14 protein-coding genes and 1 tRNA gene are annotated in these 15393 nt (G+C 59.0%); 12 read left to right on the forward strand and 3 right to left on the reverse strand.

Features of this window, described 5'->3' with window-relative positions; all coding sequences use genetic code 11:
* Nucleotides 1–263 precede the first annotated feature (263 nt).
* Nucleotides 264–713: a hypothetical protein gene (locus AAF555_10880; GenBank protein ID MEM6912071.1), complete on the forward strand. Its 450-nt coding sequence runs from the start codon at nucleotides 264–266 to the stop codon at nucleotides 711–713.
* Nucleotides 714–1212: 499 nt separating this feature from the next.
* On the opposite strand, the gene AAF555_10885 is transcribed toward AAF555_10880, so the two are convergent.
* Nucleotides 1213–1302: transfer RNA gene (locus AAF555_10885), tRNA-Ser, on the reverse strand.
* Nucleotides 1303–1584: 282 nt separating this feature from the next.
* Between AAF555_10885 and dnaK the strand changes: the two genes are divergently transcribed.
* From dnaK to groL, 3 genes are all read left to right on the forward strand, one after another.
* Nucleotides 1585–3501: a molecular chaperone DnaK gene (gene dnaK / locus AAF555_10890; protein MEM6912072.1), complete on the forward strand. Its 1917-nt coding sequence runs from the start codon at nucleotides 1585–1587 to the stop codon at nucleotides 3499–3501.
* A gap of 131 nt (nucleotides 3502–3632) precedes the next feature.
* Nucleotides 3633–3941 (forward strand): co-chaperone GroES, encoded by a 309-nt coding sequence (locus AAF555_10895; GenBank protein MEM6912073.1) that lies wholly within the window; start codon nucleotides 3633–3635, stop codon nucleotides 3939–3941.
* 38 nt (nucleotides 3942–3979) lie between these two features.
* Nucleotides 3980–5626, forward strand: coding sequence for a chaperonin GroEL (gene groL / locus AAF555_10900; protein MEM6912074.1), 1647 nt, complete (start codon nucleotides 3980–3982; stop codon nucleotides 5624–5626).
* Nucleotides 5627–6028: 402 nt separating this feature from the next.
* Here the strand turns inward: groL and AAF555_10905 are convergent, their stop codons facing one another.
* Nucleotides 6029–6472, reverse strand: coding sequence for a hypothetical protein (locus AAF555_10905; protein MEM6912075.1), 444 nt, complete (start codon nucleotides 6470–6472; stop codon nucleotides 6029–6031).
* A gap of 382 nt (nucleotides 6473–6854) precedes the next feature.
* On the opposite strand from AAF555_10905, the gene AAF555_10910 reads away from it, so the two are divergent.
* The 6 genes from AAF555_10910 to msrB (AAF555_10935) all read left to right on the forward strand — a co-directional run bounded on the left by AAF555_10910 (nucleotide 6855) and on the right by msrB (AAF555_10935) (nucleotide 11078).
* Nucleotides 6855–7556: a thioredoxin-like domain-containing protein gene (locus AAF555_10910; protein ID MEM6912076.1), complete on the forward strand. Its 702-nt coding sequence runs from the start codon at nucleotides 6855–6857 to the stop codon at nucleotides 7554–7556.
* 97 nt (nucleotides 7557–7653) lie between these two features.
* Nucleotides 7654–8304 (forward strand): hypothetical protein, encoded by a 651-nt coding sequence (locus AAF555_10915; GenBank protein ID MEM6912077.1) that lies wholly within the window; start codon nucleotides 7654–7656, stop codon nucleotides 8302–8304.
* Between the two features lie 66 nt (nucleotides 8305–8370).
* Nucleotides 8371–8766, forward strand: coding sequence for a hypothetical protein (locus AAF555_10920; protein ID MEM6912078.1), 396 nt, complete (start codon nucleotides 8371–8373; stop codon nucleotides 8764–8766).
* A gap of 52 nt (nucleotides 8767–8818) precedes the next feature.
* The gene (tyrS, locus tag AAF555_10925) at nucleotides 8819–9997 is read left to right on the forward strand and encodes a tyrosine--tRNA ligase (protein ID MEM6912079.1); all 1179 of its coding nucleotides are present in this window, start codon (nucleotides 8819–8821) and stop codon (nucleotides 9995–9997) included.
* An 83-nt stretch (nucleotides 9998–10080) separates the two neighbouring features.
* Nucleotides 10081–10497, forward strand: a complete 417-nt coding sequence (gene msrB, locus AAF555_10930) for a peptide-methionine (R)-S-oxide reductase MsrB (protein MEM6912080.1) — start codon at nucleotides 10081–10083, stop codon at nucleotides 10495–10497.
* A gap of 41 nt (nucleotides 10498–10538) precedes the next feature.
* On the forward strand, nucleotides 10539–11078 hold the full coding sequence (gene msrB / locus AAF555_10935; protein MEM6912081.1) for a peptide-methionine (R)-S-oxide reductase MsrB: 540 nt from the start codon (nucleotides 10539–10541) through the stop codon (nucleotides 11076–11078).
* On the opposite strand, the gene AAF555_10940 is transcribed toward msrB (AAF555_10935), so the two are convergent.
* Nucleotides 11079–11246, reverse strand: a complete 168-nt coding sequence (locus AAF555_10940) for a hypothetical protein (GenBank protein MEM6912082.1) — start codon at nucleotides 11244–11246, stop codon at nucleotides 11079–11081.
* 107 nt (nucleotides 11247–11353) lie between these two features.
* On the opposite strand from AAF555_10940, the gene aroC reads away from it, so the two are divergent.
* A complete protein-coding gene (aroC, locus tag AAF555_10945; protein ID MEM6912083.1) occupies nucleotides 11354–12457 on the forward strand; it encodes a chorismate synthase in 1104 nt (367 codons plus the stop codon).
* Nucleotides 12458–12482: 25 nt separating this feature from the next.
* Nucleotides 12483–14843 (forward strand): DUF87 domain-containing protein, encoded by a 2361-nt coding sequence (locus AAF555_10950; GenBank protein MEM6912084.1) that lies wholly within the window; start codon nucleotides 12483–12485, stop codon nucleotides 14841–14843.
* Nucleotides 14844–15393: the final 550 nt, after the last annotated feature.

Below are 15393 nucleotides of genomic sequence, written 5' to 3' on the forward strand. Positions count from 1 at the left end.
GGTAGAATGGCCGAGTGGATTTCGGGCCAGACCAAGGCGCGACGAGGGCGCGGTGCAGGCACCGTAACCGAGGAGCAACGCTGGGCTGGCTCGAAAGACACCGGCTCTCCCTTCCCCGCGCTTCAGCGCCTCTTCCCCACACCACCTCCCCTCCATTCTTCCAGTGAATTCTGGAGGTTGGTATAAACGGGGGTGCGGGTAGGCGAGACCCGGCCGCCGAACGGGCCCTTGACCAGCCTCCCCCGCTCTCCCAGACTTCCCTCATGGCAGAGCGGAGAAAGCGGGGGCCCTTGCCTTCCCTTTACGAGATCGGGAAAGAGCCCTGCTCTTCACCTCCTCCCGCGCAAGAGATCCAAGACCGGAAAGCGGAAGCCAAGCGGGTCGTGGCCCGACTGGCCGCCCTCGTGGAAGAACACCGGCAAGCAGCTCTGCCTCTCCACCTCGAACTCGGAGTCCAGGACCTCCGCCTCGTCCTCGGTGCACTCCGCCGCCACGCACACGGTCACCCCGGCAAACCTCTTCCCGGCGCTCGCGATGAAATCCACGCCCACTGTCTCACCCGCCTCTTCGACGAACTGGTAGAAGAACCCAGCAACATTCTTTTCCCCACCAAAACCGGCCCGGATACCATCCGCTACGAAGCTATGAACATACCATTTTGGCTGGAATGCTTAGCGCTCCTGGAAGCGACCTACTGTCCTTCGGAGAAGTAGCTCTGGCCGTGGGTTCCTTGCTTCGCAAGACGGCACTCGAACCCGGTCGGACGCTTGCCCAAGGGGCTCTCGGCCCACTCCCTATACCAAGCTGCGAGTTGAACTGGTAGAATGGCCGAGTGAATTTTGGTTCAGACCAGGGCGCGACGAGGGCGCGGTGCAAGCACCGCAACCGAGGAGTAACACCGGGCTGAACCAAAAGGCACCGGCCCTTCTCGCCTCGCGCTTCAGCGCCTCTTCCCCACTATCACATCCCTCCATTCTACCAGTTCAACTTGGAGGTTGGTATTATCGCCAGAAGCCAGAGCCCCGGTGGGGTGGGATGTCCCTCGCCTCGGGCGAGGGTGCGTGCGTTGTGGGAACTCCTCCTCCGGAGTTCCCTTTTGGAGGTTACTTGCTTCGCAAGAGGGCACTCGAACCCGGTTGGGCGCTTGCCCAAGAGGCTCTCAGCCCACTCCTGTAACGCCAGAAGCCAGAGCCCCGGTGGGGCTCTGGCTTCTGGCGGACAGGGTGGGATTCGAACCCACGGTACCGTTTCCGGCACACACGCTTTCCAGGCGTGCCCATTCGACCGCTCTGGCACCTGTCCGGGAATGGGGACGGCATTCTAGGAGGTTTCCCCTTTCACGCAACCGGATTCTCCCACCCAAGCTGCCAGCCTGACACAGCGACTCATTTTGTCACAGCCAAGTGCGTCATCTTGGCTCGATTTGTAATCCAGGATCAAGACTGACTTTTGCCTGCAACTTCACAAACCATTCTACATCAGGGACTTATAAACTAGAAATCACGATTGGAATGCAGCTTGCACTAATTTCACCTGAGAACTTTTCCCAATTTTATCTCCCCTCCTCACTAACCTCGTAAACCTATGCCTAAAATTCTCGGAATCGACCTAGGAACCACGAACTCCTGCATGTCCGTCATGGATGGTGGAGAGCCTATGGTTCTGGAAAACGCTGACGGCGATCGCACCACACCCTCCGTGGTGGCCTTCAGCAAAAGTGGTGAACGCCTGGTTGGTAAAGCAGCCAAGCGCCAAGCCATCACCAACCCCAGCAACACCATCTTCTCCGCCAAACGCCTCATTGGACGCAAGTTCTCGGAACTGACTCCTGGCGACAAGGAATTGCCCTACAAAATCGTCGAAGCCTCCAATGGCGATGCTCATATCCAAGTCGAGGTCGGCGGTGAGAAGAAGGTCTTCAGCCCGCAGGAAATTTCCTCCATGATCCTCGCCAAATTGAAGGCGGATGCCGAGTCCAAACTCGGGGAGACCATCACGGAAGCCGTCATCACTGTGCCCGCTTACTTCAATGACGCGCAGCGAAGTGCCACCAAAGCCGCCGGAGAAATCGCGGGGTTGAACGTCCGACGCATCATCAACGAACCGACGGCTGCCTCCCTCGCCTATGGCCTGGATAAAAAGTCTGACGAAAAGATCGCCGTCTACGACTTGGGCGGGGGCACCTTCGATATCTCGGTCCTCGAAATCGGAGATGGCGTCTTTGAAGTGCTGGCCTCTGATGGAGACACCCATCTAGGCGGCGATGACTGGGACAACGCCATAATCCGTTGGATCGTCAGCGAATTCAAAAGTGATTCCGGTATCGACCTGAGCGGCCAACCGGACGCCCTCCAGCGGATTAAAGAAGAGGCGGAAAACGCCAAGAAGTCCCTCTCCTCCGCCCAAAGCTACGACATCAACTTGCCCTTCATCACAGCTGACCAAACCGGTCCCAAGCACATCCAGAAATCGCTCACTCGTTCCAAGTTGGAACAACTGACCGAAAGCCTCTTTGATCGCACCCGCACCCCCGTGGAAAGCTGCCTCCAGGAAGCGGGCGTTAGCAGTAGCGAGATCGATGAGTTGGTGCTCGTGGGCGGCATGACCCGCATGCCCAAAGTCATCGAAACCGCCAAGGCTATCGCCGGGAAAGAACCGCACAAAGGCGTCAACCCGGACGAAGTGGTGGCTATCGGCGCAGCCATCCAGGGCGGCGTGCTCCAAGGGGACGTCAAGGATGTCCTCCTCCTTGATGTCACTCCTCTCACCCTGGCCATCGAAACGGCCGGGGGCGTGGCCACCGCCATGATCGAGCGCAATACCACCATCCCCGCCAAGAAATCGCAGACTTTCTCCACCTATTCGGACAACCAACCGGCCGTCGAAATCGTGGTGCTTCAAGGAGAGCGGCCCATGGCTCGCGATAACAAGACCCTCGGCACCTTCAAGTTGGAAGGCATTGAACCGGCCCCCCGTGGAGTGCCTCAAATTGAGGTGACCTTCGATATTGATGCCAACGGCATCCTCCACGTCTCCGCCAAAGACAAAAACACCAACAAAGAAAGCACCATCTCTATTGAAGGGTCGAGCGGCCTGAGCGAATCGGAAATCGAAAAGGCCAAGGCCGACGCCGAGGCTCACGCCGAAGAGGACAAACAGCGCAAGGAATCCGTCGAAGCTCGCAACAACGCCGACTCCATGGCTCATCAGGTGGAGAAGCAACTTGAGGAGCTGGGCGATAAATTGCCGGCCGAAGTCAAGACTGGCATCGAGGCCAAGGTCCAAGCCGTCAAGGACGTGCTCGACAGTGGCGACGCCGCCAAAATCAAAGCTGCCACTGATGAGCTGCAATCCAGTCTCTCGGAACTCGCGCAAGCCGCGGCCGCGGCCGGTGGAGGCGCTCCCGAAGGAGGGCCCGCCCCTCAGGCCGAGCCCTCGGGCAGCGAGAGCAAGGAGCCCAAAGTGGTCGAGGCCGAAGTCGTCGAAGACGAAAAGAAATGATCCTTTTGGTCGCGCTGGCCGAGACCCTCTCTCAGCGCGGCCTGATCCATCCTGCTTGAAGATCCCGGCCGCTCTCGGTGGCGGGGAAGGACAAGCACCACACCAACAACCCAAACAAAGACAGAAACAACATGGCAACAGCAACTGCTACCTCCGTGAAACCGCTTGGAGCCCGTGTGCTCGTAAAGCGTGTCGAGGCGGAATCCATTTCCGCTGGCGGCATCGTGCTCCCTGAAACCGCTCAGGAAAAGGGACAGCACGCCGAGGTCATCACCCTCGGCACCGGCGGCAAGGATGACAACGGCAACGCAATCGAGTTCACCGTCAAGGTGGGCGATACCGTCCTCATCTCCAAATATGGAGGAACCGAAGTGAAAGTCGGCGGCGAAGAATTGCTCATTCTTTCGGAATCCGACGTCCTCGGCATCCTCGAAGGCTAAACCCCACTCACTGCAACCAACCCATCTAATCAAACAAAATGGCTAAACAACTTCAATTCGACGAGTCCGCTCGCCAAGCGCTCCTGCGCGGCGTGGAAAAGCTCGCCCGTGCCGTCAAAAGCACGCTTGGGCCCAGCGGTCGCAACGTCATTCTCGACAAGAAATTCGGCAGCCCCACCATCACCAAAGACGGTGTCACAGTGGCGAAAGAAATCGAACTGGAAGACCCCTACGAAAACATGGGCGCACAGCTCATTCGTGAAGTCTCCAGCAAGACCTCTGACATCGCCGGAGACGGCACCACCACCGCCACCGTCTTGGCCGAGGCCATCTATCGGGAAGGCCTCCGCAACGTCACGGCCGGAGCCAACCCCACCTCACTCCAACGCGGTATCCTAAAAGCCTCGGAAGCCATCGTGGCCAAGCTCCACGAAATTTCCAAGGCAGTGGATGACTCCAAAGAGATCGCCCAAGTGGCGACCGTCTCCGCCAACTGGGACGAGGAAATCGGCCAAATCATCGCTGATGCCATGGACAAGGTCGGCAAGGACGGCACCATCACGGTGGAAGAAGCCAAGTCCATCGAAACCAGCCTCGACGTGGTCGAAGGCATGCAGTTCGACAAGGGCTACCTCTCCCCCTACATGGTGACCGACACCACCTCCATGGAAGCTTCCTTGGACAACGCCTACATCCTACTCCACGAGAAAAAGATCTCCAGCCTCAAGGACATGCTTCCTCTGCTGGAAAAAGTGGCCCAAAGCGGACGCCCCTTCCTGATCATCGCGGAAGATGTTGAAGGCGAAGCCCTCGCCACCTTGGTGGTCAATAAGATCCGTGGCACCCTGAATGTGGCCGCTGTCAAAGCCCCCGGCTTCGGGGACCGCCGCAAAGCCATGTTGGAAGACATCGCCATCCTCACCGGTGGCCGCGTCATCACAGAAGACCTCGGCATCAAACTGGAAAACGTCACCCTCGACGACCTCGGCTCTGCCAAGCGCGTCAGCATTGACAAAGAATCCACCACCATCGTGGAAGGCGCTGGCACAAGCGAAGACATCGCCGGCCGCGTCAGCCAGATCAAACGCCAGATCGAAGAAACCACGAGCGACTACGATCGCGAGAAACTCCAAGAGCGCCTCGCCAAACTGGCCGGCGGAGTGGCCGTCATCAACGTCGGTGCGGCCACCGAAACGGAGATGAAGGAAAAGAAAGCCCGCGTCGAAGACGCCCTTCACGCCACCCGCGCCGCGGTGGAAGAAGGCATCGTCCCCGGAGGCGGCACAGCTCTCCTTCGCGCGCAAGCAGCCACCGATGGCTTGGACGTCTCTGGCGATGAAGCCATTGGCGCCGACATCGTGCGTCGCGCCATCGAAGCGCCCCTTCGTCAGCTCGCCGCCAACGCGGGTCGCGAAGGCGCCCTTATCGTGGAGCAAGTCAAGAACGCCTCCGGCAATATGGGTTACAACGTCGCCACCGGCGAACTGACCGACCTCATTGCCTCCGGTGTCGTGGATCCCACGAAGGTGACTCGCAGCGCCCTGCAAAACGCCGCGTCCATTAGCGGCCTCCTCCTCACCACGGAATGTCTCATTACGGACCTTCCTGAGAAGGAAGAGCCTGCTCCGGCCGGACACGACCACGGCGGAATGGGTGGCATGGGCGGAATGGGTGGCATGATGTAAGCCCTTCCCGATTGGCACCTGACGGAGCCAATTACCCACAGCCCCGATCGGAGCTCTCCGGTCGGGGCTTTTTTTCGGCTTCCAAAGCCCGCCAGACAGCTCCTCTCAAGCCTAATACCAAGCTGCAGAATTAGCTGGTAGAATGGCCGCGTGGATTTCGGGCCAGGCCAAGGCGCGACGAGGGCGCGGTGCGAGCACCGTAACCGAGGAGCAACGCAGGGCTGGCTCGAAAGACACCGACTCTTCCTACCCCGCGCTTCAGCGCCTCTTCTCCACTACACCTCCCCTCCATTCTTCCAGTGAATTCTGGTGGTTGGTATTATACCAAGCTGCTGAATGCTTGACACAAAAAAGGCCGGGCAGCGGCCCGGCCTTCTCTGCTCATAGAGAAAGAATCTTTCCTTACTTCTTGAAAAACTTCACGGTGCGGGCCTTCCCAGTTCTCTTGTAGCCTTTGCTGCCATTGAGAATCTTGAGTGCCGATTGGTAAGCGATTCCCGCCTTGAGCGCGACTTCCCGTCCCGAAATGCCTTCCGCACCCGCTTCGGTCACGAGGGCTTCGATCCTCTTGGCCGCTTCCGCAGCGTTCACGCGTGTGCGCTTGCCCTTCTTCTTGGCCGCTTTTTTCTTAGCCGCCTTCTTTCCGGGGCGACGACCGGGCTTGCGGGGTGCCGGCGTGGCGCCCCCAGCTTCCTTCACGAGAGAACGGAGGCCATCTAGTTGAGCCTCTGCAGCAGCGAGTTGATCGGCAAGGATTTGAGCGCGTTCGCCCCGGAGAGCTTCCAACTCGGTTTCTAACTTCTGGATTTTGGCTTCAGTGACTGAGAGCGATTTTGTTCTAGGCATTCGGTATTTGGTTCAGGTGTTAAAAACGGGAGCTTATATACGAATTTTTGAATGGTTCAAATCTTTTTTAATGAATTCTTAATCCATTCCAATCTCACATAAATCCCTCAGATCTACCTCTCCGAAAGCCCCCTTGAGTCACGCTACTCCCCATCTCGCTCCTCATTTGAGAATTCCTTTCAAAACGACAGGTGATTTGGATCAATTTTGAGAGAGAACCAAACAACGCCACTCCCTCTTCCAAACCATTCCCACTAGACCCCAAGCAGTGAGCCGCATCGCTTCTCTCCCAAGCCCAGGGAAACGTCACTAATCGGATGGATTTTTCTCCCTTCCTACCGTAACCTCTTTTTGGGGCCCCAATCCTCCCCATTTTTCCACCATGACGAAACGACCTACCTACCCCATGTCCTCAGTCGTCTTCCTGTTTTTCCTTCTACTGTCTTCGGTTCACGCTGAGTTCAAAACATGGAAATCCCAAGATGGCCGCGAAGCCATCATGCAATTGGTGAGAGTCTTTGAACAGAATGGAGAAATCGCAGGAGAATTTGATGTCCAAGGCGGACCCCGTATCACCCTGTTGGCGACCCAACTTTCTCCAGAAAGCGCCCAGGAGTTGAAGTCCGCTTTCGCCGACCAGAGCCCTCCTGAGGAAGAAAGCCCCACCACCGCCTTTTCCAAGCTCCTTGATGGAAACCTCGAAACTCTTCAGGGGAAATCCCTTCGACGGGCCGGGGAGGTCGCCACGCCCAAAAAATATTACGTTTTCTTCTACACGGCCTCGTGGTGTGGCTATTGCCAAGACTTCAGTCCCGATCTGGTGGCGTTTTATAACGAAAACAAAAATGAAAATTTTGAGATTGTCTTGATCACCCGGGATAGCAGCGAGGACGCCATGGAAGAGTATGCCTTCAGCAAATCGATGCCGTGGCCTCACCTGAAACTGCGCAAGGTGGAGGACTTCGAGGAAGAGTTCTCCCACGGGGTCAACGGCATTCCTGCGGTCATGGTTTGCAAAACCGATGGCACTCTCGTGGGAAACTATCGCAGCAACCTAAACGGCCTCAAGAAGCTGGTTCAGTGAGACCCTCAAGTCTTTCAGATGCTCAGAGCGTCATTTAACGCTTTCCTAAAGTCCACTACCCGGGTAATTTCTCCATCCCCCCTTTCCCCCACCGATCATGACACGCGCTCTTCTTCTCTTGGCTTCTTCCGCTTTGGTGCTCTTTGCAGGCTGCCAAAGCACGCAACTCGCTGAATCCGAGTCAGACACAAGCCAGCCCAACCAGTCTCGCGCCTTCGACGCGTCCAATTCCCTCTTTGGCGACTTTGATGCCATGAGGGACAAATATGCTGGTGGCTTCGACTACGTGCAAAACGAGGACGGGCAGACCATCATTGTGACAGAGCGCAGCACCCCTTTTGCCGACAAAATGTTCTCGGCTGGGACCTTTCAAACTGGCAGCTACGCCACGAGTGATTTCGCGACTGGCAGCTTCTCCGGTGCCAACCGAAAATTCTCCGGCGGCAGCTTTTACGATTCCGGCAAACGCTTCGAAGGGGCCGCCAACCAGTGGGAGAAAGCTCGCTCTCCGCTCACGGGCGAGCGTGCGACCTTCTCCCAACGGATGTATGACAGCGGCGTCCCCGACGTCGACCCGAACCTCTTTTCTCAAGGTGATCTCGAGTTCGCTGACAATGGCCTTCCCGCCCCCGCCTCCATGAACGAAGCGGTTCGCAATTCCGATCCCCCCATGGCGGAAACCCAAAACAGCTACGGGGGCTCTTCCATGAATTTGGGAGACATCCGTCGCTTTCTCGGAAAAGATTGAGTTTTCTCTGGTAGCGGTCGGCTATCTGCTCCACAAACGGCAGGTCTTTGACTCCGACCCTGCTTTATGAAGCTCACCCTTCTCCTCCCGCTGTGCGGCCTCCTCTTGGGAGCTTGCCAAAAAAGCACCTCTCTAGGTTTTTTCTCCGACCCGGAAGCCGTCGGTCCCGCCCCCGCCGCGCCCAGCTCAGCCAACTTGGCCTACGTGGACACCATCGAAGCCGCAGACGAGTTCGCTGCCAGCCAATCCCTTTTCGGGGCCCAGCTGGAGGACAGCGGCTTGAGCGAGGAGGAGTGGTTGAACACTCTCTTTCTGAGCGAGGGATCCACTCCGCTCGGTGAAGAAGCCAGCCTGCTTGATCCCAACGCCCGTCGCGACCTCAGTCGAATGCACTCCGCCAGATTTTTCCGCGCCGTGGAGGCCGGCCGAAATCCTTTCGCCCAAGACTACCGCGGCTTCTGAGCAGACTGGAGGGCTTGCAATCAACATTCCCCTGCGCTTGTCTCCCGGCCTCATGAAGTCGGTCGAGGAACAAAAGGAGGCCCTTTGCCAAGGCGCGGCCCAGATCATATCGGAAAAAGAGCTCCTGAACAAGTTGGCGCGAAACCAGCCCCTTCGAGTGAAACTCGGGGTGGATCCGACCGCCCCCGACATCCACCTCGGCCACACCGTTGTCCTGGAAAAGCTCCGTCAGTTTCAGGAATGGGGCCACCAAGCCGTCCTCATCATCGGCGATTTCACCGCCACCATTGGCGATCCATCAGGGCGCTCCGCCACCCGCCCTCCCCTCTCCCGCGAAGAGGTCTTGGCCCATGCCGAGACCTACACCGCCCAGGCCTTCAAGGTTCTCGACCGAGACCGGACCGAGATCGTCTACAATGGTGATTGGTTCCGCCAAATGACCTACGAACAAGTCCTCCGGCTGAACGCCAGCGTCACCATGCAGCAGATGCTCCAACGAGAGGATTTTCGCAACCGCATCGAAAAAGGCCAGGAAGTCCGCCTCCATGAAATTCAGTATCCCATCGTCCAAGGCTGGGATTCGGTGGAAGTGAAAGCGGACGTCGAAATCGGCGGCACCGACCAGCTCTTCAACATTCTGGTAGGCCGAGATCTTCAGAAAGAGCAAGGCATGGAGCAGCAGGTCGTGCTCTGTATGCCGCTCCTGGAAGGAACGGATGGGGTCAAAAAGATGTCCAAAAGCTATGGCAACTACATTGGGGTGGCCGACTCGCCGGACGAGATGTTTGGCAAAGTCCTCAGCATCTCGGACCAGCTCATGAGACGCTACTACCTCCTGCTCCTCGGTCAGGAAATGGATGACAGCGTCCACCCCATGGAAGCCAAGAAATCGCTCGCCGGCCAGTTGGTCGCTCGTTACCACGACCAGGAAGCGGCGCGCGCTGCGTGGGCCAATTTTGAAGCCCGCTTTGGTCAAAACGACCAAGAGGCCACTTGGCCCGAGGTCACGATCTCTCAAACCGCAGCCGAGACCGGCCTCCTCGCCATCGTGAGCGAGGCTTACGCCAAGGGTTTCCAAAGCCAACGGAGCAATGCCGACCTACGCCGCCTGGTGCAACAAGGGAGCGTGCAACTCAATGGCGAAAAACTGGAAGATCCCAAAATCGCCCCTGCTTTGAAGCCGGGTGATCTGCTCAAGCTTGATAAAAAAAGAAGCGTCCGCATCGCCTAAAAAGGGTCGCGGGCGCGTTTCCTCTGCTCCTTTGCCCGCTGCCCCTCCGTTGGCCGCTTCCTGAAACGTATTGCAGCCTAGCCATGAAAACCGACCAAGAATGGAAGAAAGAACTCACCCCCGAGCAATACCACATTCTCAGAAAAGCTGGCACCGAACGCCCTTATGGTGAAATTTACGAAACCGTAAAAAAGCAGGGCGAAGGCGACTATTTTTGCGTGGCCTGCGGGCAACATCTCTTTGCTTCCCAAACCAAGTTTGATTCCGGCTGCGGCTGGCCCTCTTTCTACGACCCGGCGGAGATCGACTCGGTCACCATCCGAGCGGACCGCAGCGGTGGCATGGTGCGGACCGAGGTCCTCTGCCGACGTTGCCAAGGGCATCTCGGCCATGTCTTCGCGGGCGAAGGCTTCGAGACCCCTACCGACCAACGCTACTGCATCAATGGCTTGGCGCTTCGCTTTGTCCCGCGAGGCCAGGAACCACCTCCCCTCGTTTGAATTTTGGAAGAAACCCTGGCCGCCCCTTCTCCCTCTGTTTGATGAAACGATTTCTACCGCTCCTTCTGTTGTCACTTGTGGCCCTGGCCGTCCTAGGATGGCAAAATCTGCAAGCCAATCCGCTCCGGACCAGCACCATGCCCGAGCTGAAAGTCGCCCCGCCCACGCCCCCAGCCCCAGTGGAGAAAACCGAAGAGGCGTGGCGCGCTCAACTCACTCCAGAGCAATATTACATTCTTCGCGAATCGGGCACCGAACCTCCCTTTGGTGCGGTCTACCGTCAGACCAAGGACCAAGGAGCGGGACAATATCACTGCGCGGGCTGCGGCGCGCTCGTATTTGACGCCGCTCACAAATTTGATTCCGGCACCGGCTGGCCCTCGTTCTATGACATTGCCGAAGGCGGCCAGATTGAACTCCTGGAAGACCGCAGTCACGGAATGGTGCGAACCGAAGTTCGCTGCAAAACCTGCCAGAGCCACCTTGGTCACCTCTTCCTGGGAGAGAACTATGGCAACCTCAAAGACCAGCGCTACTGCATCAATGGCTTGGCACTCGTCTTTGTGCCCACCAAGGAGTGATCACTCCTTGGTGACGGGGCTCTGGAACTTGTAACCCTCTTGCTTCATCTTGTAGCCAGCCGCCGTTCCCACGGCCGCCCCGGCTAGGACACCGCACCCGCTTAGGGAGGCGAGGAGAAGGGTGCCCAAGGCAAGGGAAGCGACGCGTCGGCAAAGTCTGTTTTTCATGCTGGAAGAATAGTCGATGGCATCCCGGGGCGCGAGCAAGGTTTTTGCTCCCTCGCGAAAAATTCTGTATTCCCAAGACTCGACTCTCCCCTTATATACCTCGTCCCATGTCGAGCACCTTTGGCCAGGCCTTCCGCCTTCACACCTACGGAGAATCCCACGGCGGCGGCGTGGGATGCCTCATCGATGGCTGCCCACCCGGCATCGAACTCTCTCGCGAAGAGATCCAAGTGGACCTCGACCGTCGCCGACCCGGCCAATCGAAAATCGTGACCCCCCGCCAGGAAGCGGACGCTTGCGAAATCCTCTCCGGCACCTTCGAAGGCCGCACCACCGGCACGCCGCTCTCGATCTTGGTGCGCAATCAAGATCACCGCCCCGAGGCCTACTCCGAAATGGCCAAGAAATATCGCCCTTCGCACGCCGACTACACCTACGACGCCAAATACGGCTTTCGAAATTGGCAAGGAGGTGGCCGGGCTTCGGCCCGTGAAACCATCGGCCGGGTGGCCGCGGCCGCCGTCGCCAAAAAAGTCCTCCGCACCCAATTCGCCTCCGGGCTGGAAATCGTCGCTTGGGTCGCCTCCATCAAGGACCTCCAGGCCCAAGTCGACCCCGAGCGCCTCACCTGCGCCGAAGTCGAAAGCAATATCGTGCGGACGGGCGACCCCGATTCCGTGCAAGCGATGATCGACCTCATCGAAGCCACCCGCAAGGAGGGCAACTCCATCGGCGGCGTCGTGGAGTGCATCGTCCGCGGGGTGCCACCAGGCTGGGGCGAGCCGGTCTTTGACAAAATCGATGCCGATCTCGCCAAGGCCATGCTTTCCCTGCCCGCCACCAAAGGATTCGAAATCGGAAGCGGCTTCGCAGGCACGCTCTTGACGGGTCGGGAGCACAACGACGCCTTTCGCATGCAGGGCGATCAAGTCACCACCGCGAGCAATCGCTCCGGCGGCACCCAAGGCGGCATCACCAATGGCCAGCCCCTCCACTTCCGCGTCGCCTTCAAGCCCACCGCCACCATCATGACCAGCCAGGAAACCGTCGACCAGCAAGGCCAAGACACCGAGCTCAAGGGACGCGGTCGCCACGATCCCTGTGTGCTCCCGCGCGCCGTGCCCATGGTCGAAGCCATGACGGCCCTCGTCCTCTGCGATCACGCCCTGCGCCAGCGCGGGCAGTGTGGCGCCGAAGCCTCCCCACTCTAAAGGACTCCCCGCCCGGGCACTGCGCATGACGAACTACGAAAAATTGGGCGCCTTCTACCTGGGTCGCGATCCCGACGGGGAAACCGTTCTCTACGACTCCCGAGACCTCGTCACCCACGGAGTGGTCCTTGGCATGACCGGCTCAGGCAAGACCGGCCTCTGCATCGCCATGCTGGAAGAAGCCGCCATGGATGACATCCCGGCCGTCATCATCGATCCCAAAGGCGACATCGCCAACCTCCTGCTCGCCTTCCCCGACTTGGCCCCCGCCGATTTTGAACCCTGGGTCGACCCCGATGAAGCCCGGCGCAAAAACCTCTCGCCCAGCGAGTTGGCCAAAGACACAGCCACCCTCTGGAAAAGCGGTCTCGCCCAGTGGGAGCAAGGACCGGAACGCATCCGCACCTTTCGCGAGAAAGTGGAAATCAACGTCTTCACCCCCGGCTCCACCGCCGGGATCCCTCTCTCCTTGCTCGGGCAGCTCACCGCGCCCTCTGCCGCCCTGCTCGCGGATGCCGAAGCGCTCGCCGATCGCATCGAAGGGACCGTCGCCTCCCTCCTCTCGCTCATCGGAGAAAAAGCCGAAAGCCATGACCGGGAATTCGTCTTTCTCTCGACCACCCTGCAGCACGCCTGGCATCGCGGCCAATCGCTCGACTTGGAATCCCTCCTGCGCCTGCTCCAAAAACCGGAATTCGAAAAAATCGGCGTTCTCGACCTAGAATCGTTCTATCCGGCGAGCGAGCGCCTGAAACTCGTCCTCGCCTTGAACGCGCTTCTGGCCTCCCCCTCCTTCTCAGTCTGGCGTCAAGGCCCGCCCCTCGACGCCGAGACCCTCCTCCACGCCCCGTCGGGACAGCCTCGCCTCTCCATCCTCAGCCTCGCCCACCTCAACGACAGCGAGCGCATGTTTGTCACCACCCTCGTGCTCCAAGAAATGATCGGCTGGATGCGACAGCAGCCCGGCACCTCCAGCCTCCGGGCCATGCTCTACATGGACGAAGTCTTCGGCTTTCTGCCGCCCACCGCCAACCCGCCCAGCAAAAAGCCCCTCCTGACCCTCTTGAAACAGGCCCGCGCCCACGGGCTCGGCACCTTATTGGCCACCCAAAATCCAGTCGACCTCGACTACAAGGCCCTCTCCAACATGGGCACCTGGTTTCTCGGGCGACTCCAAACCGAGCGCGATCAACAACGCGTCCTCGACGGCCTCCTCAGCGCCAGCGGCAGCGGGCTCAATCGGAAAGAACTGGAAACCACCTTGGCCAGTCTCCCGAAACGAAACTTCCTTCTCCACAACGTGCACGAGCCGGGTGGCCCGCGTCTTTTCCAGGTCCGCTGGGTCATGAGTTACCTCCGGGGACCCCTTCAGAAAGAGCAAATCCGCCAACTCATGGACCCCGTGCGCCACCGCTTCGAAGCGAGTGCCCCCCCAGCCCCTCGGCCGGCAGCCCCACCCAAAAAAACAGCCCAGACCCCTCCCGCCAGCAGCCGACCGCCCATCGCCTCCGAAGTGGAAGAACGCTTCGCCCCGGGCACCGGAGACATCACCTACCTACCCCACCTGCTGGAAGAAGCCCGCGTCACCTATGTCAGTCGCAAACACCGGCGAGAACACAGCCAAACCCTCCGCCGACTTCACCTCTTCGACAGCAGCGGCCTCGAAGAAATCGAGCCCCTTCCCGAAACCACCCCCCTAGGAGAAAAACCCGTCCCGGGAGCCGCCTTTGCCGAAGCGCCCGCCGAAGCCACTCGAGCCACCACCTACCGGGATGCCGCCCAAGCCTTCGCCGACTCGATCTACCAGGAAAAGCGCGGCACCCTCTTCTACTCCCCCCTCCTGAAAACCGCCTCGGAAATCAATGAACCCGAGGGCGACTTCCGCCAACGCCTCGCCCACCGCGCTCGCGAAATCCGGGACGCAGCGGCCAAAGCGCTTAAAAAGAAATACGCCGCCCGAGCCGCCACCATCGAAAAGCGCCTCCGCACAGCCGAAGACCGCGTCGCTCGCGAAAAAGCCGAGGCCCGCTCCAGCCAGATCCAAGCGGGCTTGAGTCTGGTGGGGACGCTCTTTGGAGCCCTCCTGGGCGGCCAAAAAAAACTCACCGGCACCACACTCCGGCGAGGCCGTTCCAGCGCTGGCAGCGCCACCCGTGCCTGGAAACAAAGCAGTGACGTCGGCCGCGCCAAAGAAAAAGTCGACGACCTCGAAAACGAACTCGCCGCCCTCGAAAAAGAACTCCAAGCAGAAGTCGCCAAGCTGGAAACCACCCACGCCCCCACCGCCTTGGAACTGGAAACCCTCTCCATCCGACCTTACAAAAAAGACATCCAAGTCCCCACCCCCACCCTCCTCTGGATCCCGCACGCAGGCAGCCACTCTTAGCCGAAAGACCAGTTTCGGCGAACAAACGCCCTCCTTATTACCTGAAAACAGCTTTCGGTTAAATAAAGCGAACCTGTATTCTACCGAAATCGGCTTTCCGTTCGCAACATGGATCCCTTGAGTTTTTCCGCAGATCAAAAGGAACTCTGCCGAAGGCAGCCTGAAGGTCACCATGCCTTCCTTCCGCCAGATCTCCCTCCACAGCTCAAGATCGATTGGCAGCTGTCGTCCCTGCTCTACTTCGCAGACTTGAAGAAATCCCGATCAGCAGTCGGCTGATACAGGAAACCCATTTCATTCTTCAAATTGTATCTTTGCCGCTCCCAAGATTCTCGAACTGACCCGCCCGAAGACCGGATAGCAGGCTGCCGGATAAACGGGTAGAAAGGCGCGCGGGCCCCTTTCTCGAACTCCTTCTATCAACCCGTCCCACCCCTCGACCCGGTCGCTTTTTACAAGCGGCAGAATTATCTGGGAGAATGGCCGAGTGGATTTCGGGCCAGACCAAGGCGCGACGAGGGCGCGGTGCAGGCACCGTAACCGAGGAGCA

It is taken from the genome of Verrucomicrobiota bacterium (assembly GCA_039027815.1).
Lineage (GTDB): Bacteria > Verrucomicrobiota > Verrucomicrobiia > Verrucomicrobiales > JBCCJK01 > JBCCJK01.

Bases quoted from the DNA above. Each gene is read 5' to 3' on its own strand.
- aroC (MEM6912083.1), top strand. From the start codon at position 11,354: ATGTCGAGCACCTTTGGCCAGGCCTTCCGCCTTCACACCTACGGAGAA.
- AAF555_10950 (MEM6912084.1), top strand. From the start codon at position 12,483: ATGACGAACTACGAAAAATTGGGCGCCTTCTACCTGGGTCGCGATCCC.
- AAF555_10905 (MEM6912075.1), bottom strand. From the start codon at position 6,472: ATGCCTAGAACAAAATCGCTCTCAGTCACTGAAGCCAAAATCCAGAAG.
- AAF555_10940 (MEM6912082.1), bottom strand. From the start codon at position 11,246: ATGAAAAACAGACTTTGCCGACGCGTCGCTTCCCTTGCCTTGGGCACC.
- AAF555_10910 (MEM6912076.1), top strand. From the start codon at position 6,855: ATGACGAAACGACCTACCTACCCCATGTCCTCAGTCGTCTTCCTGTTT.
- groL (MEM6912074.1), top strand. From the start codon at position 3,980: ATGGCTAAACAACTTCAATTCGACGAGTCCGCTCGCCAAGCGCTCCTG.
- msrB (MEM6912081.1), top strand. From the start codon at position 10,539: ATGAAACGATTTCTACCGCTCCTTCTGTTGTCACTTGTGGCCCTGGCC.
- AAF555_10880 (MEM6912071.1), top strand. From the start codon at position 264: ATGGCAGAGCGGAGAAAGCGGGGGCCCTTGCCTTCCCTTTACGAGATC.
- msrB (MEM6912080.1), top strand. From the start codon at position 10,081: ATGAAAACCGACCAAGAATGGAAGAAAGAACTCACCCCCGAGCAATAC.
- tyrS (MEM6912079.1), top strand. From the start codon at position 8,819: ATGAAGTCGGTCGAGGAACAAAAGGAGGCCCTTTGCCAAGGCGCGGCC.
- AAF555_10920 (MEM6912078.1), top strand. From the start codon at position 8,371: ATGAAGCTCACCCTTCTCCTCCCGCTGTGCGGCCTCCTCTTGGGAGCT.
- AAF555_10895 (MEM6912073.1), top strand. From the start codon at position 3,633: ATGGCAACAGCAACTGCTACCTCCGTGAAACCGCTTGGAGCCCGTGTG.
- dnaK (MEM6912072.1), top strand. From the start codon at position 1,585: ATGCCTAAAATTCTCGGAATCGACCTAGGAACCACGAACTCCTGCATG.
- AAF555_10915 (MEM6912077.1), top strand. From the start codon at position 7,654: ATGACACGCGCTCTTCTTCTCTTGGCTTCTTCCGCTTTGGTGCTCTTT.